A 24,875-nucleotide genomic window follows, 5' to 3' on the forward strand; every position below is an offset into this window, starting at 1 on the left:
GATTCCCGTGACAAGTGATGATAAGAGGCCACCATGCATCTGAGTAAGAAACTTTCTTTCCTGGACTTGCTATATCTCGTCTGTTGCATCGCGGCCAGCCTGCTCCTGTGGCGTTCCTACCTGGCCTTCAACCTTCCCGTTGCAGCCAACGTCGATGAACGTACCGGCCTCGAAATCCTCACCCGCTTTCACACCTCAGGTTTGAATCCTCACTTCTTCCTGTATCCCACTTTTTACTATTACTTCACCTATTTCGCGACGCGGCCCTGGTCCTTCTCTGACGTTTTGCTGCATGGACGAATCCTGAATATGGCTTTTGTTGGCGTGACGGGCTGGATCGCCTACATGTTCTGTGTCCGCTTCTTTCGTTCGCGACTGGCCGGGCTCATCGCAGCCTTCGCCATCGTCACCAGCCCACTCATTTCCTTCAGCGGATCTTATCTTTGCACTGACGTCTTCCTTGCCGCCTCCACCCTGGCCTCCATTTACTTCCTCACCGGCTTCTTCACTGACGGCAATAAGAGGTCATGGACCACAGGCATGGTCCTGCTGGGCCTCGCTGTCGGTTGCAAATACACGGCATTCCTTCTCTTCGTCGCCTACCTTGCGCAGGAATCAGCCCTGCGCTTTCGAGAGCAGAAACATCAGCAGGAAACCGAGGGCGGCCCCTTCGTCTCGCGTCGGTTGCTCGTTGCGCTGCTTTGCACCGCCGGCGTCGTTCTTGCGTTGGCAGCCACGGCCTTTCCCACTCATCTGGTTCTGAGCTTTATCGCTCAAACTCGCACCAATCCCAACGGCCGTCCCGCAGCGGAATACCTGCCGTTCTTTCACTCTCTGCGCATCAAGCTGGGCGCTGCAGGCCTGCTCTTTCTCGCCCTCGCGGCGTTGTCTCTGTGGGTGGATCAGGTCTACCGCGCACTCGCGCCCACTCGCCTGTACAAGGCGTTTGCGATCATCCTCGTCATGGCGCTGGTGACCACACCTTACAGTGTCATCACTCCAAAGCGATTCATCCTCGATCTCGGATCTCTTGCAAAGCTGAACCTCGTCGTCGTCGTCGGCGCCCAGCAGTGGCACAACTACTGGATGTGGTACTTGCAGTCCGAAGCGCTCATCCTGGGAGCCTTTGCGCTCGCAGGTTTTCTGCTGCTCCTCCGGCAATGGCCCAAGTACGGGCTCGGACTCATCTACGTCGTCCTTTATTTCCTCGTCATCGGAACCTCGCACAAAGGCTACGCCCGCTATCTCACCGCCATCCTTCCACTTCTTTATTGCTACGCGAGCTACGCTCTTCTCCGTCTGGTCTCGCTTCCCGTTAGAGGCCGCAAGCTGTCTCCGATCCTTGAATATGCGGTCGTCGCCGCCATCGCAGCCGTTACCCTTTACAACACCGCCGCACATATACAGGAGGTGCGCAGGCTCAGCGCCACCCATGATGAGTTCTGGCAGAGCTACACCACCGCCCGCCGTTTGAGACCCGCCGCCGTGCTCACCCTGGGTGACGCTCCTGACGTGGAACTGGCCAACGCCGGCATGACCGTAGTGGAGCTTCCCCAGTCAGCCAGCCTCAATCCGGTCATGCTTTCGTCGCTGCACTGCGATCAGCTCCTGATCGTGGAAGGCCACTTCGCAGACCCGAATACGCTCAGCTCGACCACGCTGGCTCCCGTCCTCCGTGCCCAGGGCGTGTACGGTCAGGAAGTCTTCCGGCAGCAAAAGCAAAACTGCCGTTAGCCAGCTACTGCGAACGCTGCAGCCGAAGCGGCTCCACGTCCGCTGTGCCTGCTTCGTAGTCTTAGGCCCCTGGTGCCGGGCTCCGCGCCTCAAATTGACCCTTCCAACCGCCGATGCTACCGTGAGAAGTTAACCACTTCGCATCTATAAGGACTCACCCGTGGCCACTCCTGCTGCTGCATCCGCACTCCGTAAGACGCCCCTCAACGCCGTTCATCGTGAGATGGGCGCCAAAATGGTCGACTTCGGTGGCTGGGACATGCCCGTGGAGTACTCCGGACTCATCGCCGAACACATGGCGGTGCGCACCGCGGTCGGCATCTTCGATGTCAGCCACATGGGCGATATCCAGTTGCGTGGCCCTGAATCCCTCGCCGCCGTCCAGCACATCTCCATGAATGATGCTTCGAAGCTCCAGGTCGGCCAGGCGCATTATTCCGCCATGCTCTATCCTCAGGGCACCTTCGTCGACGACATCATCGTTCACAAGCTTTCTGACAACGACTACCTCATCGTCATCAACGCCGGCACCCGCGAGAAGGACTACAACTGGGTTCGCACCAACGTGCAGAAGTTTCACTGCCACGCCAGCGATTACAGCGACTACTACACCCAGCTCGCCATCCAGGGACCACGGGCCGCCGAGACTCTGCAGAAGCTCACCAACGTCGATCTCTCCACCATTAAGAACTACTGGTTCAAGTGGGGAACCGTCTGCGGCCTGCCCAATACCATGATCGCGCGCACCGGCTACACCGGCGAAGACGGCTTTGAAATCTATATCCCCTCCGACGAGCCCACCAGCCGCCGCGTCTGGAATGAAGTTCTCGAGGCGGGCAAGGAATTCGGCATCTTGCCCTGCGGCCTCGGCGCGCGCAACACCCTGCGTCTCGAATCCGCCATGTCCCTCTACGGCCATGAAATCTCCGACACCATCAACGTCTGGGAGGCAGGCCTCGACCGCTTCGTCAAGATGGAAAAGGGTCCGTTCGTCGGGTCAGAGGCGCTCGCCCATATTCAGGCAGCAGGCGGCCCCGCGAAGAAGCTCATCGGCCTTGAAATGATCGAGCGCGGCATCGCCCGCGACGGCTACCGCGTCCTCGACGAGAACAATACCCCCATCGGCGAAGTCACCAGCGGCTCCCCCGCGCCATTTCTCAAGAAGAACATCGCTCTCGCCTATGTTCCCCGCGAGTTTGCCGTGCTTGACCGCGAGCTGGCCGTTGAAATCCGCAACACACCGGTCAAGGCGCGCGTCGTCCCCACGCCCTTTTACCGCCGCCCGCGCAAGCCGTCCCCGCAATAAGTGGGTGGCTTTTTCCACCGGACGATAACCACCGCTTTTCGCCTCGCGGCACACTTTACAATGGAGAGAGAGACCTTTAAGCCATGACATACCCTGCCACCTATCGCTACACCCGCGAACACGAATGGATTGAACTCGACGGCGCCACCGGCAAGGTCGGCATCACCGATTACGCCCAGAACTCCCTCGGGGACATCGTATTCGTCGAAGCCCCCAAGGTCGGCGCAACCGTTGAAAAGGGAAAGGTCTTCGGCAGTGTAGAGTCCGTCAAGGCCGTCTCCGATCTCTATTCCCCGGTCACCGGCACCGTCACTGAAGTTAACGAAGAGCTGGCCACCGCTCCTGAAAAAATCAACACCGACGCCCATGCCTCCTGGATCATGAAGGTCGAGTTGAAGGACCCCGCCGAGGCGCAGGCACTGCTCTCCGCCGAGGATTACGAGAAGTTTATTGCCGAAGAAACCGGCCACTGAGGATCACCGATGCGTTATCTGCCCAAATCACCCGCTGAGCGCGAGGCCATGCTGGCCGAGATTGGCGTCTCCGGCATCAACGATCTTTTCTCCAGCGTTCCAGAGGAATACCGCCTCACCCACGATCTCGCCATTCCCCGTCAGATGGGGGAATCCGAGATCGTTGACTACTTCAAGCAGGCCGCCGCGCACAACGCCAACGGCTACAGCAGTTTCCTCGGTGCAGGAGCTTACCGCCACTACCGGCCGGTCATCATTGACTCGCTTGTGCAGCGCGGTGAGTTCCTCACCTCGTATACGCCTTACCAGGCGGAGATCACCCAGGGAACGCTGCAGGCCATCTTCGAGTTCCAGACCATGATCTGCGAACTCACCGGCATGGACATCGCCAACGCATCCATGTACGACGGCTCCACCGGCGCCGCGGAAGCAGTCATGATGGCTGTCCGCATCACCGGGCGCGGCGACGTGCTCGTTGCCCGCACCGTGCATCCCGAGTATCGCGAGGTCATGCAGACCTACGCCCAGCACCAGGGGCACGTCGCCCACGAGCTGGCCTATGGTGAAGATGGCCGCGTCGATCTCAAGGCCCTTGACCAGTCGCTTACAGAGAACACCGCCTGCGTCCTCGTCCAGTCGCCGAACTTCTTCGGCCTCATTGAAGACATCCCCGCCATCGCGGACATCGTGCACAAGAAGGGTGCTCTGCTCATCGTCTCCATCGCGGAGGCAGTGTCGCTCGGCATCGTCCGTCCTCCCGTTGAGGCAGACATCGTCTCGCTTGAGGCGCAGTCCTTTGGCGTCGCGCTCAGCTACGGTGGCCCTTATTGCGGTGTCATCGCCGCCAAGGAGAAGTATCTCCGCCAGATGCCCGGCCGCCTCGTCGGCGAGACCAAGGACAAGCACGGTCGCCGCGGCTTCGTCCTCACGCTCTCCACGCGCGAGCAGCACATCCGCCGCGAAAAGGCCACCTCGAACATCTGCACCAATCAGGCTCTCGTCGCGTTGATGACCACCATCTTCCTCACCGTCTACGGCAAGGAAGGCATCAAGGAACTCGCGCAGCAGAACCTCGCCAAGGCTCATTACGCAGTCGGCGCGCTCTCCCGGCACGGCAAGCTGCTCTTCGCCGGCACGCCCCGTTTCCATGAATTTGTCCTCGAGACGGACGAGGCTCCCGAGCAGCTCAACGCCCGTCTTCTCGACCATAAGATCATCGGCGGCCTCTCCCTCGCCCGCTGGTATCCCGAGCTGGGCAACGCGACCCTCTGGTGCGCAACCGAACTGACCACCCGCGAGCAGATCGATCAGGCAGCAGCCATCCTGGCCGAGGCTCCTGTCGCCGCTGCGGTGCGTTAAGAAGAAGGATTGGAAGAAGATGGCAACCATAGCAGAACCGATTTCCGAGAAGGCCTTCACCGGCACCCCGCGCAAGGTCACTGCGCACATCACGCAGAATGAAGCGCTGATGTTCGAGAAGTCCTCGCCCGGCAAGAAGGGCTACAAGCTGCCTCCCCTCGATGTGCCTGAGGTGGATGCGCAGGCCCTCCTCGGCAGCGCCGCGCGTGAGAGCACCGGCGCGCTTCCTGAACTCAGCGAGATCGAAATCATCCGCCACTTCACGCGCCTCTCCACCTGGAACTACGCCATCGACCTCGGCATGTATCCGCTGGGCAGCTGCACCATGAAGTACAACCCGCGCGTCAACGAATATGTCTCTCGCCTTGAGGGCATCGCCGAGGCGCATCCTTATCAGCCTGAGTCGCTTTCGCAAGGCGCGCTCCAGGTCATCAAGAGCCTGCAGGAGTGCCTCCTCGAAATCACCGGCATGGACGCCATCACCCTGCAGCCCGCCGCCGGCGCGCACGGGGAATTCACCGGCATCCTGCTCGTCCGCGCTTACCACCAGTCCCGCGGTAACCCGCGCAAGACCATCATCATCCCTGATTCCGCCCACGGCACCAATCCCGCAACCGCTGCCATATGCGGCTATCAGGTCGTGAACCTCAAGTCGAACGCGCAGGGCGGCATCGATGTCGCGGCGCTCGAAGCCCTCGTCAATGAAGACACAGCCGCGCTGATGCTCACCAACCCCTCGACCATCGGCGTCTTCGAGCACCAGATTCACAAGATTGCAGATGTACTCCACGCCAGGGGCGCACTCCTCTACATGGATGGAGCCAACATGAATGCGCTCGTGGGCAAAACACGTCCCGGCGACTTCGGCGTCGATGTCATGCACCTCAACCTGCACAAGACCTTCTCGACGCCCCACGGCGGCGGCGGCCCCGGCTCCGGCCCGGTCGCCTGCAAGAAGATTCTCGAGCCGTTTCTCCCGACGCCCGTCGTCGCCGAGTCATCCGACGGCACCCTTCATTTCAACTACAACCGTCCCCAGTCGGTCGGTCGCGTGCGCATGTTCTACGGCAACTTCGGCATGTTCGTTCGTGCCCTTGCCTACATCCTCGCCAATGGGCCTGACGGCCTCCGCCAGACCACGGAAGACGCCGTGCTCAACGCCAACTACATCCGTGCCAAGCTCGAAGACCTCTACGAGCTGCCCTACAAGACTCCTTCCATGCACGAGGTAGTCTTCAGCGATCGCCGTCAGGTACGCAACGGCATCAAGACCGGCGACCTTGCCAAGCGTCTCATCGACTACGGCTTCCACCCTTACACCACGTCGTTCCCGCTCATCGTTCCCGGCGCGCTCATGATCGAGCCCACCGAGAGCGAATCGCGCGAAGAGCTCGACCTCTTTATCGACGCCATGCGCCAGATCGCCCGCGAAGCGGAAGAGAATCCGCAGCTCATCCTCGATGCGCCGCACTCCACCCGCATCTCGCGCCTCGATGAAACCGGCGCCGCCCGCAAGCCCATCCTCCGCTGGAAGCCAAACACGGAGTAGAGATACTCTTCAGCTTTCCGGTGTTTGCAGGTGATTGATAGTGACTGCTGGCCGGTCTGCAGCTGGATCTTTAAGCAGATCGGTTAGCATTGTGTCGAGTTCATGGCTGCGTAGCTGGCCCAGGATGCGAACGGCGATCGTTCCGTCAGGATTGAGAATCGCGGTTGCTGGCACGGCTTCTCCCATCTTCAGCCGTGCCAGATCGTCCGCCGTTGCTCCGATGGCGATCATGTAGTCTGCGCGATACTGGCGAAGAAAAGCCGGGATTTCTGGTTGGGTCTTGGGCTCATCGACCGAGGCGCCGACAAATTCTACTCCCAGGGGTCTGAACGCATTTCCCGCTTCCACCAGCAGGGGCATTTCCTGTTTACACGGCCCGCACCAGGTAGCCCAGAAGTTCAGCACGACAAAGTGGCCCCGCAAGGACCTCAACGAGAGCCCGCTGCCATCGATCTTCTTCAGTGAGAGATTGACCGGCCGTGATCTCTTTCCGGCATGCAACTGTGCCGGAAAGAGAATCACGATGAGTACGGAGAGATAGACAGCGAATTTCATAGGTTCTTTCTAGAAACGATGGATGAAGCTTGCCAACCACAACCAGTCGGCAAAGGCAGCGTCTCCATGAGTTCCAAGCTGCAAATCGGGAACGCTGGCGACTCGGTTGCGGTAGACCGCGCGATCAATATTGGCCGTGATCAGGTCATTGCCTTTGTGAAAGGCATACAGAACGCCGGGTTCAAACGATACGGCGTATCCGGGGCGGCGAAATCCTTCGTTGCCGCCGATAAGATCGTGGGCCGGAACGCCTTCTTCGCGCAGACCAGCGGACACGGTGAGCCCGTTCACGCTAGCCATGGAATACGCAAATCCCAATTGCGCGAGGTATTCATCGGCAATGGAGATATAGGCATTCTGCGGGGCCGGCGGCGGAAAGCCCGGGGGCGGAGTGTTTGCCACTCCGTTCGTTTCTTGCGGGGTGATCAGATAGCTGCCGTTGAAATAGGCCTGGGTCCGTTGGCCGATCGACTGGAATGCTGTCCATGTAATTGGAATGCCCCACCCCCCCAGTCCGGGCTGCACGGAATAATCCGCAGTGGAATCGATGGGAGCGCTTCCCGGCGTCAGGATCAGTCTGTTCTGCAGATTGTCGCGTCCGGTCGGGGCCTGTATTCCAATGCCAAGCTGGATGTTATGTGAGTTCTGATGCAGCGGGTTCCAGAGCCAGCCCTGCACGCCGAAGCTGATATCGCCAGCTCCGGATACGCCATAATCTCCGGTGATTTCGACAGGAGGATTATTCCCGATACTGTGTGCGGGTATTATGTAGCGGCGGCTGGCGAATTCGGCTGGAAGATTGGCATCAACACTGAATCGCGGTGTCGCCTGGTACGTAAGCGTTACGTCGAATAAGTTGATCCGGTTGCGCACATTTGAACCGTCCTGTGTACGGTAGACCTGCTCTTCTGATCCTACGAAATGACGAAACGAATATTGGTGGCGATAGGAAAACGCCAACTGGAAATGCCCTGATTGCAAATAGCCGCCTTGACTCTCCGGTCCTCCGACTTCTCCTACAGAGTGGGCGATGATGCATCCCTGAGCGTTCAGTGGGGAAGATTGGATCATTGCACAAATGAAAACAAAAGCCAGCATGAATACCACCGGCACACTTTTTCTGCGCGTCACAGCCATAGCCTCAAAAAGTCCTTTCATGTGGGTCTTCTGATGATTCGCCCAAGGCTACAGACAGAGTCTGCGTCTGTCGTGGGCCGAAAGTCTGTCATGTCGCTCCTTCGTACAGCTGATGTCCGCCTCCATCGAATGTTGTTTTTCGCGGACAGGAAGAATGCAATAATCGTGCTTCGTCCCATTACTAATTCACGGGTGAGTGATGAGCATCCCTTTCAGGCGCTTTGTGGGTGCGCTTGCAGTTGTTTCCCTTTTGTCCGTCTCCGCTATAGCGCAGACCAGCTCTGTCCAGCAGCTTTTTGGCGATCTCCACTGGCGACTCATCGGTCCCTTCCGTGGTGGCCGTGCCGTCGCCGTTTCAGGAGTGCCCGGCAGCGCCACGCACTTTTACTTCGGCTCGGTAGACGGCGGCATCTGGGAGACGACCAGCGCCGGAACCGTCTGGAAGCCCATCTTTGACAGCCAGAAGATAGCCTCCATCGGCTCCATCGCCGTCAGTGAATCAGACCCCAGCACCATCTACGCCGGAACCGGCGAATCCGACATCCGCTCCGACCTCGCCACCGGCGACGGTGTTTACAAGTCCACCGATGGCGGAGCCACCTGGAAAAATATCGGCCTGCGTGACTCGCGCCAGATCAGCCGCGTCCTCATTGACCCGCAGGACCCCGGCACCGTCTACGTCGGCGTACTCGGCCACGCCTACGGCCCCAGCGACGAGCGCGGCGTCTACCGGACAAAGGACGGCGGCGCGACCTGGGAGCGCATCCTCGACAAGGGCCCCAGCGTGGGCATTGCAGACATGGCGCAGGCCGCGGCTAAACCCGCCGTGCTCTTTGCCGCCACCTGGAACGCGCACCGGCCGCCGTGGAGCACCTACGCCCCGCTTGAGGGGCCCGGCAACGCCATCTATCGCACCACTGACGGCGGAGATAACTGGTCGCAACTCACCGGCCATGGCCTTCCCGCGGGTGACTGGGGCCGCGTAGGCATCGCCGTCTCGCCTGACGGCCAGCGCGTCTACGCGCTCATCGACGATGCCGGGCAGTCCGGCCTCTATCGCTCCGACGACGGCGGAGAAAGCTGGACCTTGGCCAACAGCGACCCGCGTCTCACCAGCCGCTCCTGGTACTTCAACTGCATCACCATCGACCCGCAGCATCCTGATACGCTCTACATTCCCAACGTCGCCCTCTATCGCACCACCGACGCCGGCAGGACCATCTCCATCGTGCGCGGCGCACCCGGCGGCGATGACTACCATCAGATCTGGGTTGATCCGAAAAATGCCGACCACCTGGTGCTCGGCACCGATCAGGGAACATCCATCAGCCTCGACCACGGCGCCACCTGGACGACCTGGTACAACCAGCCCACCGGCCAGCTCTATCACGTCACCACCGACCACCGCTTCCCCTATGCCGTTTATGGAGCACAGCAGGACAGCGGAGCCATGGCCGTCTACAGCCGCACCGATCACAGCCGGATTACTCCACGCGACTGGTTCCAGCCCGGCGGCAGTGAGAGCGGCTACATCGCCCTCGATCCCAAAGACGAAGACATCATCTACATCACCGACACCTACGGCGGCTTGCAGCGCTTCGACCGCAGGACATCCTTCAGTCAGAACATCACTCCGTTGCCGACCGACGCCTTCGGCACATCCATTGACAAGCGCAAATATCGCGATGCCTGGACGCCCGCGCTCGTCTTCTCGCCCGCCGATAAAACCTCTCTCTACCTCGGCACGCAATATGTCATGAAGACTGTAGACGGCGGAATCCACTGGCAGCAGATCAGCGGCGATCTCACCGGCGCAGTCAAGGGCGCCTCCACCACCGGCCCCACCACCGTAGACAATGCCATGCAGCGCGGCTACGGCGTCGTCTATGCCATCGCCCCATCGCCCCTCGATGCGAAGCTCATCTGGGCCGGCAGCGACACCGGGCTCGTCCATCTCACCCGCGACGGCGGAGCCACCTGGTCGGATGTCACGCCCAAAGGCCTTACCCCGTGGAGCAAGATCGCGCTCATTGAAGCATCGCCCTTTGACCCCTCAACCGCTTATGTCTCCGTCGACCGTCATCGTCTCGACGACATGAAGCCATACATCTACGTTACCCATGATGCCGGCCACTCCTGGCAGCTTGCCGTCGATGGCATCGCGCCCGATTCCTTCGTCAACTGCGTCCGCGAAGATACAAAGCAGCGCGGCCTCCTCTACGCCGGAACCGAACGCGGCCTCTATGTCTCCTTCGACGATGGAGCTCACTGGCAGCCACTCCAGCTCAATCTCCCCACCACGTCGGTTCGCGACATCAACATTCACGGCGACGATGTCGTCATCGCCACCCACGGCCGTTCCTTCTGGATTCTGGATGACGCCGCCCCGCTGCGGCAGATGGCCGCCGCTGCGGCAGCGCAGAAGTCCTTCTTCTACGTCACCGCGACCGCCCTTCGCGTAGACAACGATGCCTTTCTCGGCACACCCCTGCCGCCCGAGGAGCCGACCGCCGCCAACCCCCCGTCAGGTGCCATCTTCGACTACCTGCTCAAGGTCCCGGCGCAGACAATCACGCTCCGGATTTACGATCAGCACCACACCCTGCTCCGGCACTTCTCCAGCGGAGAAAAGCCCGCTGCCCATCCGCCGCTTCCCATCGCCGAGCGCTGGTTTCCAGCCCCGCAGGTGCTGCAGACCACGGCCGGAGAACACCGCTTCATCTGGGATCTCGCCACCGGTGAGTCCGGCGCATCCGCGGCAGACGATGACGACGATGATGGTGGCACACCCCAGGGCCCGCGTGTTCCGCCCGGCGTTTACAGCGCCGTGCTCACCATTGATGGGCAGACCTTCACCCAGCCGCTCACCGTTGCCATGGACCCTCGCGTCACCGCCACCACCGCCGCCCTGGTGCAGCAGTTTGATCTCGGCCAGAGGATCTATGCCGACACGTTGAACAGCCGCAAGGCGCTCGCCGAGGCGCAGTCCGCCCAGCAGCAACTGAAAGCGCTGGCCAGCCCCGACCTCACCAAAGGCGTGCAGGAGGCCATCGGCAAAATCCTCGATGGCGATGCCGGTCTCGCAAGAGCCAATTCCGAGCTCAGTCAGGCGCTCCAGGTTGTCGAGAGCGGTCACGGCCCAGCCCCCGCCACTGCGCTGGACCTCTATCGGCAGGCGCGCTCCGCGGCCTCCGCAGCAGAAGGGAAGTGGGCTGCCCTCAAGTCCTCCGAGCTGCCCGCGCTCAACGAGCAACTGCGCAAGGCCAACAAGAAGCCCCTGGCCATCTCTCAGATTGAGCAGACGGTCGAATACCTCATGACGCGGTAATCTGGCGATATGTCTATCTTCAACGAACGCCGCGACGAACTTGAAAAGCACGAATTCATGCTTGGGCCCGCTCGGGGCAGGCTTGCCGTTTCTCTCGACGTGCTGACCGACGCACTCATCCTCGTCGGCCAGCACGGAGTTTACTGCACCTCGACCCGCAATCCATCCATGCCTGCCCTTGACCTGCAGGCCGTGCTCTCAGGCATCAACGGCGCCAAGGAACTCATCCAGTCCGTGATTAAGGAACTGGAAGCGGAGCGGGCTACTCAGCCGTAACCGGCACGTAGACGTCAGTCTTATCCCAGACCAGGTGCAGCTCCGTCTTGTTGCCGCTGGTGTTCTCGAACTTGATCTGGAACATCTCCACCGGCGACGACGGTGCCGTGCCATTCATCATGTCCACGCGTCCCAGGTCCTTTGTCGGGTCATACATCGTGCCCCACTGGCCCGTCTGCTTGTTCACGATGAGTCTCCAGCTGCTCTGCGAGGGAATCGAATAGAGCGTATAGGTTCCCGCCGGTACGCTCAGCGATCCGATCTTCAGGTTCACCGCGGTCTTCAGCGTTGTGGCTGCGTTCGCCCCTGTCCGCCATTCCTTGTCCCACGGCACCAGGCCGCCCATGATCTTGCGTCCGCGCATGGAGGGCGCGCTGTAGTCGATCGTGATCGCCTTGCCGTTCAGCATCACGCTGGCCTTTTCCGGCGGGCTGAGCGGCGCTTTCTTGTCCATCTGCGCCGACGCGGGCAAACTGACGCATGCGGTGGTGAGCACACAGCCTAACAGGGCAACGAATCTTCTTCTCAGCATCTGGTTTTCTCCTCTTGCGAATCGAACCCATCCGAACATTCCCGCCGTTACCCTGTCAACTTCAGCTTGCCCGTGCTGCCGTTGTCATCCTCCGCGGTGCATCCTAGCTTTATAGTGGACAAGGGCAATACTTATACCCAAGGAGAAGATATGGAGCGCACAGCAAATGCCGTCTGGAAGGGCGGCTTGAAGGATGGCAAAGGTACCATCTCATCCCAGAGCGGCATTCTCAAGGAAACCCAGTACTCCTTCAGCACCCGTTTTGAGAACGGCATCGGCACCAATCCCGAGGAGTTGATCGCGGCAGCACACGCCGGCTGCTTCACCATGGCCCTCAGCGCACAGCTCGGGAATGCGAGCCTCACTCCCGAATCGCTCGAAACCACTGCTTCCGTCAAGTTCGAAAAGACGGATGCCGGCTTCACCGTCACAGCGATTCACCTGACCACACGTGCAAAGGTGCCCGGCGCGACCTCTGCTGCCTTTGACGCCGCCGCCGAGAACGCCAAGAACGGCTGCCCAATCTCCCGCCTCTTCAAGGGCAACACTGAGATCACCCTCGACGCCAAATTGGTCTAGGCGAACATCCCGTGGAGGGCGAAGCCTGCGCCTCGCCGGCTTCTCCCTCCTCAGCAGCCTTAGCTGTTCGCCAGCACATACTCCCGCAGTTCGCGGTTCAGTTTCGCTACCTGGTCCACGCCGCTGCTCAGCATATTCCGCCATTGCTCGGCGTTCTCATCCAGGTTCCCCATCCCCAGCAGGTAGTTCGTTTGGACAATAATCTCAAGCGCATTGCTCAGGTCGTGCGACAGTCGCCTCAGTTCCTGCGCCTGCGCCTCGGGTATCTTCGACATCGATGGTTCGCTCATAAAAGTCAACAAAAGGCGCATCTCACAGGAGGAGACCGCCATTCCTATCCTAGATGCAGATTTCGATGCAGGTTTCCTCAAAGTAGGGTGCTCGACGGGCACCTCGGCGCTGCCCATCGGTAACTACGAAGTCGCACCACGCCAGCCGTTTGACACAATCGCAAGTGTTCGCAATACTAGGAACTGCTGCTGCCTCGTCTGGCCATTCGCGCCAGATCGTGTCATCACAGTGCCGAAGTGGCGGAATTGGCAGACGCGCATGGTTCAGGTCCATGTACTCGCAAGGGTGTGGGGGTTCGAGTCCCTTCTTCGGCACCAATCATTTCTTCTTCCTCATCAGCAAGGTCAATCAAGCACCGCTCTTCGTGAGTGAGTGCTCTTGCCTTGCCTGAGAGGCAGCTTCTGCCCGGCCGCTAGAAGCTCCCCTCAAACACTCTGAATCTCCGTTCCAGCTCCCACTCCTGCGCAGCCTTTTCGCTATCCGCCAGCAGCCTCGCGCACCCGCCTGCCGCGTGCTCGTTGCCCAGTTGTCCCCGGCATGCCGCGACAGGTCTGTCGAGCCGTTCCGGTGTGCTGCGCTGCCACAGGCTCTCCCCCGGCAGAAAGCTATGCTCCACACTGGCGCGTACCATCTGCTTCAGCTCTCCATAGCTCAGAGAATACGTAGCCGCCGCCCGCACAAATTCATGCGTCAGGTCGATCCGCGACACTCCTTCATCGTCCGTCGAGAGCGCCACCGGCACGTGGTAACGCAGATACACCGGCAGCGGATGATCCCGGCCCGCAACATTCAGAATCACGTCATTGCTCGTCAGGTTAATCTCCACCAGGATGTGCTTCGCCGCCATCTCCTTCAGCAGATCATCGGCCCTGTCTTCATAGGTCACGTCCACGCCGTGTCCAATCCGTTCCGCGTGCCCCTGCTCCACCGCGCTTCTTATGTGAAACCGCAATCCATCCGGCGGCACCAGCCCTTCCGTCAGCTCACCTGCATGCAGGCTGATGTGCACCTGGGGATAAAGCCCATGCAGCGCATCGAGCATGCTCATCTGCAGCCGGTAGTCGTGCATGCACACGTAGCAGTCCTCCGGCATCACGAAGTTCATCCCCACCACCCGCGGATCAGCCTTCGCCAGCTCAAACGCCAGCACCACCTGCGCAAAGACTGACTCCTTCGGCTGTCCACGCAGCACCTGGAAGAGATACCGCACCTCCACCTTGCACGCAGCCTGTGCGTCCTTCTGTCCGCAGTGTTCCCGCTCCCGGCGGTCTGCCTCTGCCTCGTCCAGCTGTTGCCGGATCGAGGGCAGGCTCTTGTCGATCCCGTCTGCCAGCAGCCGTGCGCGATACCGTCTGAAGTCCGGATCGAATCCGTCCTTGACCGCAAGCGCCGCCGCCGCGCTGAAATCCGGTGTATTCATCAGCTCCAGGTACTGCTCATTCTGCGCCGCCGCGCGCGTCGCTACCTCATCGATCCACTCCCCGAGGTGCCGCTTGTCCGTACCGCTAAACTTCGCAAACGTATCGAAAAAGTGGTCGTGTCCGGAGTCGCCCGCAACCGGCACAAAAGTCCTCATGGAAAATGAATCGATCAGCTCGTCGTAGAGGTGCTGGTCGCCGGCCACTGCGCCCGCCGCCACCTCGCCGCTCTCGCATTCCGGAGCGTGGTGCCGCTTGTCCAGGGCCAGCGCCGCGACATTCACGCACATCCCGTCCTCAGCCGCATCCTTCAGCAGCGTCTCCGCATAGACAGCACCGCTCAGGTGCATGTGCAGATCAGCCCCCTTGGGCATCTCATACAGAAATGTCCGTAAGGCAGGCGGCCCCTCCATCCGTGCGCTTTCATACGCCTTCGCGGCGCGCGCTTCCGGGGTGGCTGCTTTCTGCGCACGTGCTGGCGCTGCGAACGCAGCGCAGACCATCAGGCTGAAGCACAACAACTGGCAACGTTTGGCTCGAAACATTAGCATCTCTGTGGGTGAATCGGAATGGTACTTAGTGTAGGACATCGGCTTCGAATCGTGGCATGCGCCGTCTTCATGGCGGCTCTCTCGGCAACCTGCGGCGCGCAGACAGCGGCTCTTCAGCCCATCGCGCAGTTTCCGCTCGCCTCCGGCAGCATCGCTATCGACCGGCACGCCGAGCCGCAGAAGCCCTTCACCGTAGCCGGTGAGTGCGGCATGTTCGTTGGCCAGCAGGACGGCAGCTTTGAGGCATGGCTCTTTCCCATCAAGCTGCTGAGCCACTTCCGCATCCGTGCAGATGTTCAGGGCTACACCGTCCCCATTGACGTCAACGACGCAGCCGCCGAGATTGAGGTCCATCCCGACCGCACCACCATCACCTACTCTCACATTGCCTTCACCATCCGCGAGACGCTCTTCGCTACCCAGTGCGGGGCTGAAGGCTCCGGCGGCGTCATGGCCCTCTTTCAGATCAGCTCCGTCGCTCCCATGAAGCTGACCTTCTCCTTCACTCCTGAGATCAAGCGCATGTGGCCCGCGCCCAACTTCAACGCGCCTGATCCCGAGTGGGTCCCGCAGGGCTCCAGCGGCTATTACATCCTCCACACGGACTCCAGCGCTCTCGCCGGAGCCGTCGCCCTGCCCGGCGCACAGCCCGGTATCCTCGCTCCTTATCAGGAGCGGCCAAAGTTCTGGCCCCTGCAGTTCGTCCTCAACTTTGATCCCCACCGCGACTCAGGCAAATACTTCCCGCTGCTCATGGCCGCCGGCAGCACCCCGCAGACTGCGACCAAGGCAGCGCTCACGGCCCAACTCGCGGACCTCGATGTCCATGCGGCGAAGCTCTACCAGCAGACCGCCGACTACTACGCGCATTTCTTCGATCACCGCCTCATCGCCGAGACCCCCGATCCGCGTTTCGATCAAGCCTTCCGCTGGGCCGAGCTTTCCATCGATCAGCTGCGCGTCAGGCACGGCAGTGAAACCGGCCTCGTCGCCGGCTTCTACTCTTCAGGAGACTCCGACCGTCCCGGCTTCGGCTGGTTCTTCGGCCGCGACACGCTCTTCACCCTCTTCGCCATCAACAGCTACGGAGACTTCAGCCTCAGCCGCTCCGCGCTCGACTTCCTCATCGCCCGCCAGCGCGCCGATGGCAAAATCATGCACGAGTACTCGCAGACCGCCGAGCTTACCGACTGGTCAAAGCTCCCCTACGAGTACGCCGCCGCCGACTCCACCCCGCTCTTTCTCATGGCCATGGAGGACTACGTCAACACCAGCGGCGATATCGCTTTTCTCCAGCAGAACTGGGCCGCAGTCCAGAAGGCATGGACCTTTGAGACCACCCACGACTCCGACGGCGACGGCATCTATGACAATGCGCAGGGCACCGGCTGGGTTGAGAGCTGGCCCAGCGGCATGCCCCATCAGGAGATCTATCTCGCCAGCCTCGATCAGCAGGCCAGCGGAGCCTACGCGCGGCTCGCAGGGCTGATGCATCAGCCCGATGCTGCCCAGGCCGCCGGCGCACGTGCCCAGAAAATAGCAACCACCATCGAGCGCGAATACGCCGGACCCATGTACGCCTTCAGCCGCAACCCCGACGGCTCGCTCGACAAGACCGCGACCATCTACCCATCCATCGCCTGGTGGGACGGCCATTTCTCGCTCAAGCAGCCTGACGCCATGTTCACCCGCTGGGCCTCGCATGAGTTCTCGACCGACTGGGGCACGCGCGACCTCGGCGACCACGAGGCTTTCTACAATCCCATCAGCTACCACCAGGGCTCCGTCTGGCCGCTCTTCACCGGCTGGACATCCCTTGCTGAGTACCGCACCGGCCGCTCGCTCTCCGGCTACGCCCACCTCATGCAGAATCTCAATCTCACCTGGGCACAGGATCTCGGTGCCGTCACCGAACTGCTCTCCGGCGCCTACTTCCAGCCCTTCGGCCGCAGCACCACCCATCAGCTCTGGTCCTCGGCCATGGTGCTCACGCCCGCCATCCGGGGGCTCTTCGGCCTCGGCTTTGACGCTCAGCAGAACGCCATCACCGTCGATCCTCATCTCCCCGCCGACTGGGATCACGCCACACTTCGCCATGTGCCCGCCGGCAGCCACGCGGTCGATCTCACCTTCCAGCGCGAAGGCGCCGTCCTGCTCGTTCGCGCCAGCGGGAATCAGGTCAAACTCCTCGGCCCCAACGGCACAGCAGGCAAGAACGGCGAACTTCGCATCCCGCTGCCCGGCGTCGAGGTTGCAATCCCGCATGACCTCCCGCTGCCCGGCGCCAGCACGCAGCAGTTGAAGGTGCTAAGCCAGCAGTCCACCGCGCACTCCCTCACTCTCGAACTCGAAGCCCAGGGCGGCTCCAGCTACGACCTGCCCCTGCGCCTCAACGGAGTCAAAGGCGCAATCCACACCGAGAACGCAACCGCCTCGGACGGCAAGCTGCACATAGCCTTCCCCGCAGGCGAAAGCTATCAAAAGCAGAATGTGAAAGTGAGCTGGTAGCTGGGCTCGTTCAGTCTTGTGCGACTGTTTGCGTCTCTAAAAGGCAACCACTGCCTCCTGCAGAGCTCGATCCCGAACGGGCTCTCTCATCCAGTCTTCAAAGGAGAGTCGTCTTGGCGCAGAAGATCGCTAAGACGACCCTCCAGGCTGCCCACAGTGAGGTGACCGTTTGGATTTATTGAAGTCCGCCAGCAGATCGACAGCTGATAGGGCATTCGCCTCGCCACGAGGTTTACACCCCCATCAATTCTTCATCCCCTGCTTCGCGTAGAACTCCTCGACATTCAGCTCCGGCTTCTGCTGCAGCTCCCCGTAGTAGCGCTGCACCGTAAAGAAAGCCTTCTTCTTCTCCCCTTGGTCTGAGATGAAACCCTTCCGGTTGAAGAAGTCCTGCAGTCCCGGCAGCTGCCGTGTCGGCGAGCGAAAATCCATCAGCACCCACGGCGTCAAACCCGCCAGGAACGGAATCTTCTTGAACATCGCAAACTGTTCATCGAGCAGCTTCGCCTGGAACTCCTCGCTGAATCGCGTATTCACATCGCCGTGCATTCCCGCCTTTGCGCCGCCGCCAAACTCGCTCATGATGAGCGGCTTGCCCATCGGGTCTTCCCACGTATAGTCGGGAATCTCATCCACCTTCCCCATGTACCAGCCAATGTATTCGTTGTACCCCAGCACATCGAGATACTGTCCCAGCGGATCGTTCATCACCGCCGTCTTTCCGGTGAAGTGCGTGACCACTGCCGAAGTAATCAGCCGCGTCGGGTCCTGCTCGCGCGCCAGCACCGTCAGCTTGTGAATGAACTCCGTACGCGCATCGCTGACCGGCGTCTCGTTCGACATGGACCAGAGGATGACCGAGGCCTTGTTATGATCCCGCCGGATATTCTCGTGCAGCTGCTGTGAGGCGCTCGCGAACGCAGCCGGGCTCGCCCAGTCGATCGACCAGTAGACCGGAACCTCTGACCACACCAGGATGCCCATCCTGTCCGCCGTCCGCGTAAAGTTCTCGTCGTAGGGGTAGTGCGCCAGCCGCACAAAGTTTCCGTGCATCTCATGCACCCATCCCAGCAGCGTCTCCGCATCCTGCTGCGACCACGCCCGTCCCGTCTTGTAGGGAGTCTCCGCATGCATGCACACTCCGCGCAGAAACAGCGGCTCGCCATTCAGCAGTATCTTGTCTCCCTGCACCTCGACCGTGCGAAATCCGATCTGGTCCTTCAGCTCATCGCTGCCCGCCTGCATCGCTACGTCGTAGAGTTGCGGATGCTCCGGCGACCACCGCTGCAGCCCCGCAGCCTTGAAGGAGAACGCCGCCCGCCCATCGCCGTCCGTCTGCGCCGTCTTCGTCACGTGCAGCGCAGGCACGCTCACTGATACCTCCGTGCCCGCGCTCGCGCCCGTCACATGCACATAGCCGTCAATCTCATTCTCTGACCCCTTTTTCAGCTGCAGCGAGTAGTCGTCGATATACTTCTCCGGCACCTCCACCAGTGAAACCTCGCGCGTAATCCCGCCATAGTTCCACCAGTCCGTCTTGAGCGTAGGCACGCGCTCCACGGTGCGCGTATCGTCCACCGCCACCACCACAAAGTTGTCGCCGTCCTTCAGCGTGCTCGTCACCTCGCAGTCAAACTGCGTAAAGCCGCCCTCGTGCGTACACACCGGCTGGCCGTTCACAAACACATCGGCCCGATAGTTCACCGCGCCGAAATTTAGAAACGTCCGCATCCCGGCCTTCGGGTGATAGGTAAAGTCCTTCTCGTACCACATCAGCCCTTCGTAGAAGAGCAGCTCTTTCTTCTGCGTATTCCAGTCGCCCGGCACATTCAGCGTCGGCGACTTCTCAAAGTTGTACTCGGTAGGCCCACCCACGGAGTTGGTATGCGCATTCTTCGCATAACCATTCAGGTCGGCTTTTTCGGGATTATTGCCCCAGCCCCCGCGATAGGGGTCAACGATGTAGTGCCACGGTCCGTTCAGGCTGGTCTGCGTGCGATGGTCGACGTCCACCAGCAGCTTGGTTTGCTGCCCGTAGGCGACTGCGCAAAGGAGAAGGGTCAAACAGAAAGCGGCAAATCGTCCGTGGCTGAGCATGAGCAACATATTACTGCTCCCCATGCCGGCGGTCTAACCAGTCGATAAGGGGCTAACTCTTCGTCAGCCGAAACTCGTTCGCCCGTTCAAACTCGTCGCGCAGCTCCGGCGTCCGCAGGTTCTCCCGCAGATGCGCAATCCGCTGTTCCAGCGCAAACAGCGCATCGGCCACCGCGTCCGTGTTGGTGTGCGCAATGTCGCGCCACATTGAGTAGGGGCTGGCCCCCAGCCTCGTCATCTCCCGCAGTGCCCGGCCGCCAATCGCGCGCAGGTCCGCATCGCCCGGGAAGAGGTCTTCGAGCAGCGCGCTCATAGCTGTTGAGACAAACTGCGGCAGGTGGCTCACCCACGCGCATAGTTCGTCATGCCGCTGCGGATCGAGATCCAGCACCCGGCAGCCGAACCGCTTTACCCACGCGCGCCACTCCTCGGCGTGCTCGCGCGCCACCGGGTTCAGGTGCGGACTCCCGCACTGGGTAAAAATCCACACCGCGCCATCAAACAGCTTGCCGTCTGCATTGGCCGCGCCGCTTACTTCTTTTCCCGCCATCGGGTGCCCTGGCAGAAACGCCGGCTGCCCCGGCTGGTTAAACCACATCTGCGCCCGCGAGCAAAGCGCATTCTTCACGCTGCCCACATCGGTCACCAGCTGGTGCGGCTGCAGCACGCTGCTCAGGTGTTCCATCCAGCCCAGAATGCTGAAGACCGGCCCGGCCAGCACCACCAGGTCGCTCTGCTGCGCGGCCGTCACCGGATCGTCCGCTGCCTTGGTGATCGCACCTCGTTCGGCAGCGATCGCCAGCTGTTCCGGGTCCCGGTCCCAGCCCAGAATCTCGCCCTTAAAGCCATGCGAGCGCAACGCCAGCCCTACCGAAGCTCCAATCAGCCCCGTTCCGAGAATGGCGATGCGCTCAATAGGCATGGATCAGGCTATCTTTCTTCCAACCGCCGAGGAGATCAGCCGCAGCGACGCCATCAGCTCTTCGAACTGCTCAGGGAAGAGTGACTGCGCGCCATCGGAGAACGCCTTGTCCGGGTTCGGGTGAACTTCGATCAGCAGGCCGTCCGCGCCCGCCGCCACCGCGGCCCGCGCCATCGCCGGCACCTTGTCGCGCAACCCGACTCCGTGCGAAGGATCGCCCAGGATCGGCAGGTGCGACAGCTTCTTGATCACCGGGATCGCGGAGATGTCCATCGTGTTGCGGGTGTAGGTCTCGAACGTGCGGATGCCGCGCTCGCACAGCATCAGGTCATAGTTGCCGCCGGAGAGAATGTACTCCGCCGACAGCAGCACTTCCTCGATCGTCGCCGCAATGCCGCGCTTCAGCAGCACCGGCTTGCGCACCAGTCCCAGCTCGCGCAGCAGGTTGAAGTTCTGCATGTTGCGCGCGCCTACCTGGAAGCAGTCCACATACGGCAGCATCAGCTCAATCTGCGAAATCTCCATCACTTCGCTGATGATCAACAGCCCGCTGGCGTCGCCCACATCGCGCAGCAGCTTCAGCCCTTCGAGTCCCATGCCTTGGAACGAGTACGGCGAACTCCGCGGCTTGAAGGCGCCTCCCCGCAGAAACTTCGCACCCGCGGCCTTCACCTGTGCCGCCGCCAGTGCAATCTGCTCGCGCCCTTCTACTGAGCAGGGGCCGGCCATCACCACCACTTCGTTGCCGCCCACGCTCACGCCGTTCTTGAAGCGCACAACCGTGCCCTCAGGCCGAAACCCGCGTCCTGCCAGCTTGTAGGGCGAAGAGATGCGGTGCACATGCGCTACGCCCGCAAGCAGTTCAAAATCCTTGTGGTCGAAGTTTCCCGGCGTTCCCACTCCCGCCAGAATCGTCTGTACCGCGCCCGTCGTGCGGTGAACATTGAAGCCAATCTCTACCATGCGTTCGAGGACGCCCTGTATCTGTTCCTCGTTCGCGGTCTCCAGCATTGCGACAATCATCGTTCTTTTCCTGTCTCGCGGTCTTCTCCCGCGCCCGTTACTTCTCTGGCTGCTCTCTCCGAAGCCAGTTCGTCTTTCTGCAGCGCGCGCATCACGTCGATAATGCGCTCGTAGATATGCGTAAGTTCTATATCCGGCAGAGGGCCATGGTTCGCCGCTCGCACGTTTTCAAAAATCACGCGCTCCCGGGTTGGCTCGTAGACTGGCAGGTCCGTTGCATTCTTCAGTCTGCCAATCGCCTGTGCTGCTTTCGCGCGCTCACTGAGCAGCGAAACGAGCTGGCGGTCAATCTCATCGATTTTCAGTCGCCACTCTGCGATGTCCATAAGATCATCTCCAGAAATCTGCGCATGCACGGTTCCCCGCACATGCTGTTCTTAAAAAATAGAAAAAAGTGTAGGGGCGGGATTAACGGGCCAGCGCCACAGCCGGACGCAGACCCTTGATAAATCGTGCGATCGAGCTGGGCGCATCTTCGCGCGCAGAGGCCTCGACAATCGCCACAATGGCGCTGCCCACCACGGCCGCATCTGCAAACTCGCCCAGCGCAGCCACATGCTCCGGCTTCGATACCCCAAAGCCCACTGCAATCGGAAGCGCCGTATACTTCCGCAACCTCTTCACCAGCTGCTCTGCATCGCCCGTCATCGTCTGTTGCGCGCCCGTGATTCCCGTCCGCGAAATCGCGTACACAAATCCGCGCGAGGCTTTCGCAATCCGCGCCAGCCGCTCATCCGGGCTCGTAGGCGCAGCGAGGAAGATCGGCGCAAGCCCATGCGCCTCCAGCACTTTCAGATATTCGTCGGCCTCTTCGACAATCATGTCCGTGATCAGCACGCCATCCACGCCTGCCTCGGAGGCTTCCTTGCAGAAGCGCTCCAGCCCATAGCGCAGCACCGGATTGTAGTAGGAGAAGATAACCAGTCCCGCTTCCCGCCGTACCTTGCGTATCTCCGCCGCCAGCCCCAGCACGTCGCTCAGCTTCGTTCCGCGCGCCACCGCGCGCTCGCTTGCGCGCTGGATCACCGGGCCGTCCGCCAGCGGATCGCTGAAGGGTACGCCAAGTTCAATCACATCGGCTCCCGCATCGATCGCAGCCACTGCAATCTCGCGGGTCGCGTCGAGGTCAGGATCGCCAGCCGTCAGGTAAACAACCAGGCCCGGCTTGCTGGCAAAGCGGATAGGCATCGTGCTCTCAGGCTCCCTTGAGGTTCAGCTCGCGCGCGAGAATACCCATGTCTTTATCGCCGCGGCCGGAAACGTTGACTACCAGTATGTCACGAGGCGACATCGATGGGGCAATCCTTGCACACTCGGCCACCGCGTGCGCGCTCTCCAGCGCCGGCAGAATTCCTTCCGTCCGCGCCAGCAGTTTCACCGCCTCGAGCGTCGCGTTGTCGTCCGCCGACACATACTCCGCCCGCCCCGAGTCGTGCAGCGCCGCATGCTCCGGCCCGATCGAGGCATAGTCCAGCCCCGCTGAAACCGAGTGCGTCAGCGAAACCTGCCCCGCATCGTCCTGCAGCACATAGGAGTAGGTACCTTGCAGCACTCCCGGCGAGCCGCCCTGGAAGCGTGCCGCATGCTCGCCCAGCCCCGTGCCGCGGCCGCCTGCCTCCACACCGATCAGCCGCACATTCTTGTCCTCGATGAACTCGAAGAACGCGCCCATCGCATTCGATCCGCCGCCCACGCACGCAATCACCGCGTCCGGCAGCCGCCCTTCCTTTTCGAGCATCTGCGTCCGCATCTCGCGGCTGATCACGCGATGAAAATCGCGCACCATCGTCGGGTAAGGATGCGCTCCCAGCACGCTGCCCAGCAGGTAGTGGGTCGTCCGCACATTTGTCACCCAGTCGCGCATCGCCTCGTTGATCGCGTCCTTCAGCGTCTTCGATCCTGAACTGACGCCGCGCACCTCAGCGCCCAGCAGCCGCATGCGGTAGACATTCAGCTCCTGCCGCCGCATGTCTTCCTCGCCCATGTAGACGACGCACTCCATGCCGAACAGCGCACACACCGTCGCCGAAGCGACGCCATGCTGCCCCGCGCCCGTCTCCGCGATGATGCGCTTCTTGCCCATCCGCCGCGCCAGCAGCCCCTGTCCCAGGCAGTTGTTGATCTTGTGCGCGCCCGTATGCAACAGGTCCTCGCGCTTCAGATAGATCTTCGCCCCGCCCAGCTCTTCGGTCAGCCTCTGCGCGTAGTAGAGCGGCGTCGGACGCCCCGCATAGTCGCGCAGCAGCAGGTCCAGCTGCGCATGAAAGTCAGGATCGGCCTGGGCCTCGGCGTAGGCATGCTCCAGCTCTTCGAGCGCCGCCATCAGGGTCTCCGGCACAAATCGCCCGCCATAGGCTCCAAAACGCCCCGCCACAACGCCCGCCGGTGTATTCGCAGCAGTACTCATACAGAACCTCTTCTCCTAGACTACATTTCGACGACTACATTGCGACTGCATTTCCAGCCATCCCTTGCCACGCAAGGCTCACTGCATCTTTAAGCCGAAACCGCGGCCTTTCTGCTTTCGAGGAACGCCAGTCGCGCCGCCGCCACAAAAGCCCTCACCCGTTCCGGATCCTTCTTGCCCGGCCGCTCTTCCACCCCGCTGGCCACATCCACGCCCCACGGCTGCAGCGTGCAAATCGCCTCCCGAACATTTTCCGGCCTCAACCCTCCGGCCGCGATCAGCCGCAGATGCGGCGCGCACTCAAAAAAACTCCGGCTCGCCGCCTGCCAGTCAAATCGTATTCCCGTGCCGCCCACCGCCTTCGCCGTCCGCGAGTCGATCAGCACCGCATCCACCGCATGGTCTCCGCGCATCGTCTCCAGTTGCGGCGCCAGCTCATCGGAGTAGTGCAGCACGCGCAGTATCCCCAGCCTGCCCGGCCGCCCGGCAAAATACTCCCGCAGCTGCAGCGGCAGCCCTGCGTCCGGTGTCGAGTGCAGCTGCACTCCCGTCAGCCCGCACTCGCGCACCGTCGCCACAATCTCGTCGAATCCCACATCTACAAACACGCCATATTTTTCGATCGTTTGCGGCAGCCGCGGCGCAATCTCCCGCACCTGCTCGCGCGTCACCCGTCGCGGGCTCTCGGCGAACACAAAGCCCACTGCATTCGCACCTGCCTCCACGGCGAGCGTGGCGTCTTCCAGTGAAGTATTTGCGCAGACCTTGATCCACATCGGCTTCTTTGATCCCCGGAATTCTCTACTCTTTCATCATAGCGAGTCCCGCGC

The 24,875-nt window shown here is 61.3% G+C and carries 21 protein-coding genes and 1 tRNA gene; 10 read left to right on the top strand and 12 right to left on the bottom strand.

From position 1 onward, the window contains the following. The first annotated feature begins 33 nt into the window (after positions 1–33). From C7378_RS12925 to gcvPB, 5 genes are all read left to right on the top strand, one after another. Positions 34–1,734: an ArnT family glycosyltransferase gene (locus tag C7378_RS12925; protein ID WP_131997400.1), complete on the top strand. Its 1,701-nt coding sequence runs from the start codon at positions 34–36 to the stop codon at positions 1,732–1,734. A gap of 160 nt (positions 1,735–1,894) precedes the next feature. Continuing rightward, the gene (gene gcvT / locus C7378_RS12930) at positions 1,895–3,040 is read left to right on the top strand and encodes a glycine cleavage system aminomethyltransferase GcvT (RefSeq protein WP_131997403.1); all 1,146 of its coding nucleotides are present in this window, start codon (positions 1,895–1,897) and stop codon (positions 3,038–3,040) included. An 83-nt stretch (positions 3,041–3,123) separates the two neighbouring features. Continuing rightward, positions 3,124–3,513, top strand: coding sequence for a glycine cleavage system protein GcvH (gene gcvH, locus C7378_RS12935; RefSeq protein WP_131997406.1), 390 nt, complete (start codon positions 3,124–3,126; stop codon positions 3,511–3,513). A gap of 9 nt (positions 3,514–3,522) precedes the next feature. After that, positions 3,523–4,872, top strand: a complete 1,350-nt coding sequence (gene gcvPA, locus C7378_RS12940; RefSeq protein WP_131997409.1) for an aminomethyl-transferring glycine dehydrogenase subunit GcvPA — start codon at positions 3,523–3,525, stop codon at positions 4,870–4,872. Between the two features lie 19 nt (positions 4,873–4,891). Next, positions 4,892–6,421 (top strand): aminomethyl-transferring glycine dehydrogenase subunit GcvPB, encoded by a 1,530-nt coding sequence (gcvPB, locus tag C7378_RS12945; protein ID WP_131997412.1) that lies wholly within the window; start codon positions 4,892–4,894, stop codon positions 6,419–6,421. Positions 6,422–6,430: 9 nt separating this feature from the next. On the opposite strand, the gene C7378_RS12950 is transcribed toward gcvPB, so the two are convergent. After that, positions 6,431–6,976 carry a TlpA family protein disulfide reductase gene (locus C7378_RS12950; RefSeq protein WP_131997415.1) on the bottom strand — a complete coding sequence of 182 codons (546 nt, stop codon included), beginning with the start codon at positions 6,974–6,976 and terminating at the stop codon, positions 6,431–6,433. 9 nt (positions 6,977–6,985) lie between these two features. Further along, the gene (locus tag C7378_RS12955) at positions 6,986–8,134 is read right to left on the bottom strand and encodes a hypothetical protein (RefSeq protein ID WP_131997418.1); all 1,149 of its coding nucleotides are present in this window, start codon (positions 8,132–8,134) and stop codon (positions 6,986–6,988) included. 178 nt (positions 8,135–8,312) lie between these two features. Here C7378_RS12955 and C7378_RS12960 point away from each other — a divergent pair, with 178 nt between their 5' ends. Beyond that, the gene (locus C7378_RS12960; protein ID WP_207901431.1) at positions 8,313–11,441 is read left to right on the top strand and encodes a WD40/YVTN/BNR-like repeat-containing protein; all 3,129 of its coding nucleotides are present in this window, start codon (positions 8,313–8,315) and stop codon (positions 11,439–11,441) included. 9 nt (positions 11,442–11,450) lie between these two features. Continuing rightward, positions 11,451–11,717, top strand: a complete 267-nt coding sequence (locus C7378_RS12965; protein WP_131997421.1) for a hypothetical protein — start codon at positions 11,451–11,453, stop codon at positions 11,715–11,717. On the opposite strand, the gene C7378_RS12970 is transcribed toward C7378_RS12965, so the two are convergent. Further along, complete coding sequence (locus C7378_RS12970) at positions 11,704–12,249, bottom strand: DUF2911 domain-containing protein (protein ID WP_131997424.1); 546 nt, start codon at positions 12,247–12,249, stop codon at positions 11,704–11,706. The genes C7378_RS12965 and C7378_RS12970 overlap by 14 nt on opposite strands. 150 nt (positions 12,250–12,399) lie before the next feature. On the opposite strand from C7378_RS12970, the gene C7378_RS12975 reads away from it, so the two are divergent. Continuing rightward, positions 12,400–12,828, top strand: a complete 429-nt coding sequence (locus C7378_RS12975) for an OsmC family protein (protein ID WP_131997427.1) — start codon at positions 12,400–12,402, stop codon at positions 12,826–12,828. Positions 12,829–12,887: 59 nt separating this feature from the next. On the opposite strand, the gene C7378_RS12980 is transcribed toward C7378_RS12975, so the two are convergent. Continuing rightward, positions 12,888–13,103 carry a hypothetical protein gene (locus tag C7378_RS12980; protein ID WP_243648242.1) on the bottom strand — a complete coding sequence of 72 codons (216 nt, stop codon included), beginning with the start codon at positions 13,101–13,103 and terminating at the stop codon, positions 12,888–12,890. 246 nt (positions 13,104–13,349) lie between these two features. On the opposite strand from C7378_RS12980, the gene C7378_RS12985 reads away from it, so the two are divergent. Further along, positions 13,350–13,436, top strand: a tRNA-Leu gene (locus C7378_RS12985). A gap of 95 nt (positions 13,437–13,531) precedes the next feature. On the opposite strand, the gene C7378_RS12990 is transcribed toward C7378_RS12985, so the two are convergent. Then, positions 13,532–15,082 (bottom strand): adenosine deaminase family protein, encoded by a 1,551-nt coding sequence (locus tag C7378_RS12990; RefSeq protein ID WP_243648243.1) that lies wholly within the window; start codon positions 15,080–15,082, stop codon positions 13,532–13,534. Between the two features lie 24 nt (positions 15,083–15,106). Between C7378_RS12990 and C7378_RS12995 the strand changes: the two genes are divergently transcribed. Beyond that, the gene (locus C7378_RS12995; RefSeq protein ID WP_207901432.1) at positions 15,107–17,596 is read left to right on the top strand and encodes an amylo-alpha-1,6-glucosidase; all 2,490 of its coding nucleotides are present in this window, start codon (positions 15,107–15,109) and stop codon (positions 17,594–17,596) included. A gap of 243 nt (positions 17,597–17,839) precedes the next feature. On the opposite strand, the gene C7378_RS13000 is transcribed toward C7378_RS12995, so the two are convergent. The 7 genes from C7378_RS13000 to C7378_RS13030 form a co-directional block, all read right to left on the bottom strand. Then, on the bottom strand, positions 17,840–19,702 hold the full coding sequence (locus C7378_RS13000) for a glycoside hydrolase family 2 protein (protein WP_243648244.1): 1,863 nt from the start codon (positions 19,700–19,702) through the stop codon (positions 17,840–17,842). Positions 19,703–19,745: 43 nt separating this feature from the next. Continuing rightward, positions 19,746–20,615: a prephenate dehydrogenase gene (locus tag C7378_RS13005; RefSeq protein ID WP_131997436.1), complete on the bottom strand. Its 870-nt coding sequence runs from the start codon at positions 20,613–20,615 to the stop codon at positions 19,746–19,748. A gap of 3 nt (positions 20,616–20,618) precedes the next feature. Further along, entirely contained in the window at positions 20,619–21,638 is a 1,020-nt protein-coding gene (gene aroF, locus C7378_RS13010) for a 3-deoxy-7-phosphoheptulonate synthase (protein WP_131997439.1), read from the bottom strand. Then, entirely contained in the window at positions 21,635–21,964 is a 330-nt protein-coding gene (locus C7378_RS13015; protein ID WP_131997442.1) for a chorismate mutase, read from the bottom strand. Before C7378_RS13015 ends, aroF begins: the two co-directional genes overlap by 4 nt. A gap of 82 nt (positions 21,965–22,046) precedes the next feature. Further along, a complete protein-coding gene (trpA, locus tag C7378_RS13020; RefSeq protein ID WP_131997445.1) occupies positions 22,047–22,826 on the bottom strand; it encodes a tryptophan synthase subunit alpha in 780 nt (259 codons plus the stop codon). A gap of 7 nt (positions 22,827–22,833) precedes the next feature. Then, a complete protein-coding gene (trpB, locus tag C7378_RS13025) occupies positions 22,834–24,045 on the bottom strand; it encodes a tryptophan synthase subunit beta (protein WP_131997448.1) in 1,212 nt (403 codons plus the stop codon). Positions 24,046–24,134: 89 nt separating this feature from the next. Further along, positions 24,135–24,821 (bottom strand): phosphoribosylanthranilate isomerase, encoded by a 687-nt coding sequence (locus C7378_RS13030; protein ID WP_131997451.1) that lies wholly within the window; start codon positions 24,819–24,821, stop codon positions 24,135–24,137. Positions 24,822–24,875: the final 54 nt, after the last annotated feature.

The sequence above is a fragment of the Acidipila rosea genome (genome assembly GCF_004339725.1).
GTDB classification, from domain to species: Bacteria; Acidobacteriota; Terriglobia; order Terriglobales; family Acidobacteriaceae; genus Acidipila; species Acidipila rosea.

Excerpts from the sequence above, each read along its gene's own strand:
- C7378_RS13015 (WP_131997442.1), bottom strand. The coding sequence starts at position 21,964 with ATGGACATCGCAGAGTGGCGACTGAAAATCGATGAGATTGACCGCCAG.
- C7378_RS12995 (WP_207901432.1), top strand. The coding sequence starts at position 15,107 with ATGGTACTTAGTGTAGGACATCGGCTTCGAATCGTGGCATGCGCCGTC.
- C7378_RS12925 (WP_131997400.1), top strand. The coding sequence starts at position 34 with ATGCATCTGAGTAAGAAACTTTCTTTCCTGGACTTGCTATATCTCGTC.
- C7378_RS12950 (WP_131997415.1), bottom strand. The coding sequence starts at position 6,976 with ATGAAATTCGCTGTCTATCTCTCCGTACTCATCGTGATTCTCTTTCCG.
- C7378_RS12990 (WP_243648243.1), bottom strand. The coding sequence starts at position 15,082 with ATGTTTCGAGCCAAACGTTGCCAGTTGTTGTGCTTCAGCCTGATGGTC.
- C7378_RS12980 (WP_243648242.1), bottom strand. The coding sequence starts at position 13,103 with ATGTCGAAGATACCCGAGGCGCAGGCGCAGGAACTGAGGCGACTGTCG.
- C7378_RS12960 (WP_207901431.1), top strand. The coding sequence starts at position 8,313 with ATGAGCATCCCTTTCAGGCGCTTTGTGGGTGCGCTTGCAGTTGTTTCC.
- C7378_RS12965 (WP_131997421.1), top strand. The coding sequence starts at position 11,451 with ATGTCTATCTTCAACGAACGCCGCGACGAACTTGAAAAGCACGAATTC.
- C7378_RS12975 (WP_131997427.1), top strand. The coding sequence starts at position 12,400 with ATGGAGCGCACAGCAAATGCCGTCTGGAAGGGCGGCTTGAAGGATGGC.
- C7378_RS13030 (WP_131997451.1), bottom strand. The coding sequence starts at position 24,821 with ATGTGGATCAAGGTCTGCGCAAATACTTCACTGGAAGACGCCACGCTC.
- aroF (WP_131997439.1), bottom strand. The coding sequence starts at position 21,638 with ATGATTGTCGCAATGCTGGAGACCGCGAACGAGGAACAGATACAGGGC.
- gcvPA (WP_131997409.1), top strand. The coding sequence starts at position 3,523 with ATGCGTTATCTGCCCAAATCACCCGCTGAGCGCGAGGCCATGCTGGCC.
- C7378_RS12970 (WP_131997424.1), bottom strand. The coding sequence starts at position 12,249 with ATGCTGAGAAGAAGATTCGTTGCCCTGTTAGGCTGTGTGCTCACCACC.
- gcvPB (WP_131997412.1), top strand. The coding sequence starts at position 4,892 with ATGGCAACCATAGCAGAACCGATTTCCGAGAAGGCCTTCACCGGCACC.
- trpA (WP_131997445.1), bottom strand. The coding sequence starts at position 22,826 with ATGCCTATCCGCTTTGCCAGCAAGCCGGGCCTGGTTGTTTACCTGACG.
- trpB (WP_131997448.1), bottom strand. The coding sequence starts at position 24,045 with ATGAGTACTGCTGCGAATACACCGGCGGGCGTTGTGGCGGGGCGTTTT.
- C7378_RS13000 (WP_243648244.1), bottom strand. The coding sequence starts at position 19,702 with ATGTTGCTCATGCTCAGCCACGGACGATTTGCCGCTTTCTGTTTGACC.
- C7378_RS12955 (WP_131997418.1), bottom strand. The coding sequence starts at position 8,134 with ATGAAAGGACTTTTTGAGGCTATGGCTGTGACGCGCAGAAAAAGTGTG.
- gcvH (WP_131997406.1), top strand. The coding sequence starts at position 3,124 with ATGACATACCCTGCCACCTATCGCTACACCCGCGAACACGAATGGATT.
- C7378_RS13005 (WP_131997436.1), bottom strand. The coding sequence starts at position 20,615 with ATGCCTATTGAGCGCATCGCCATTCTCGGAACGGGGCTGATTGGAGCT.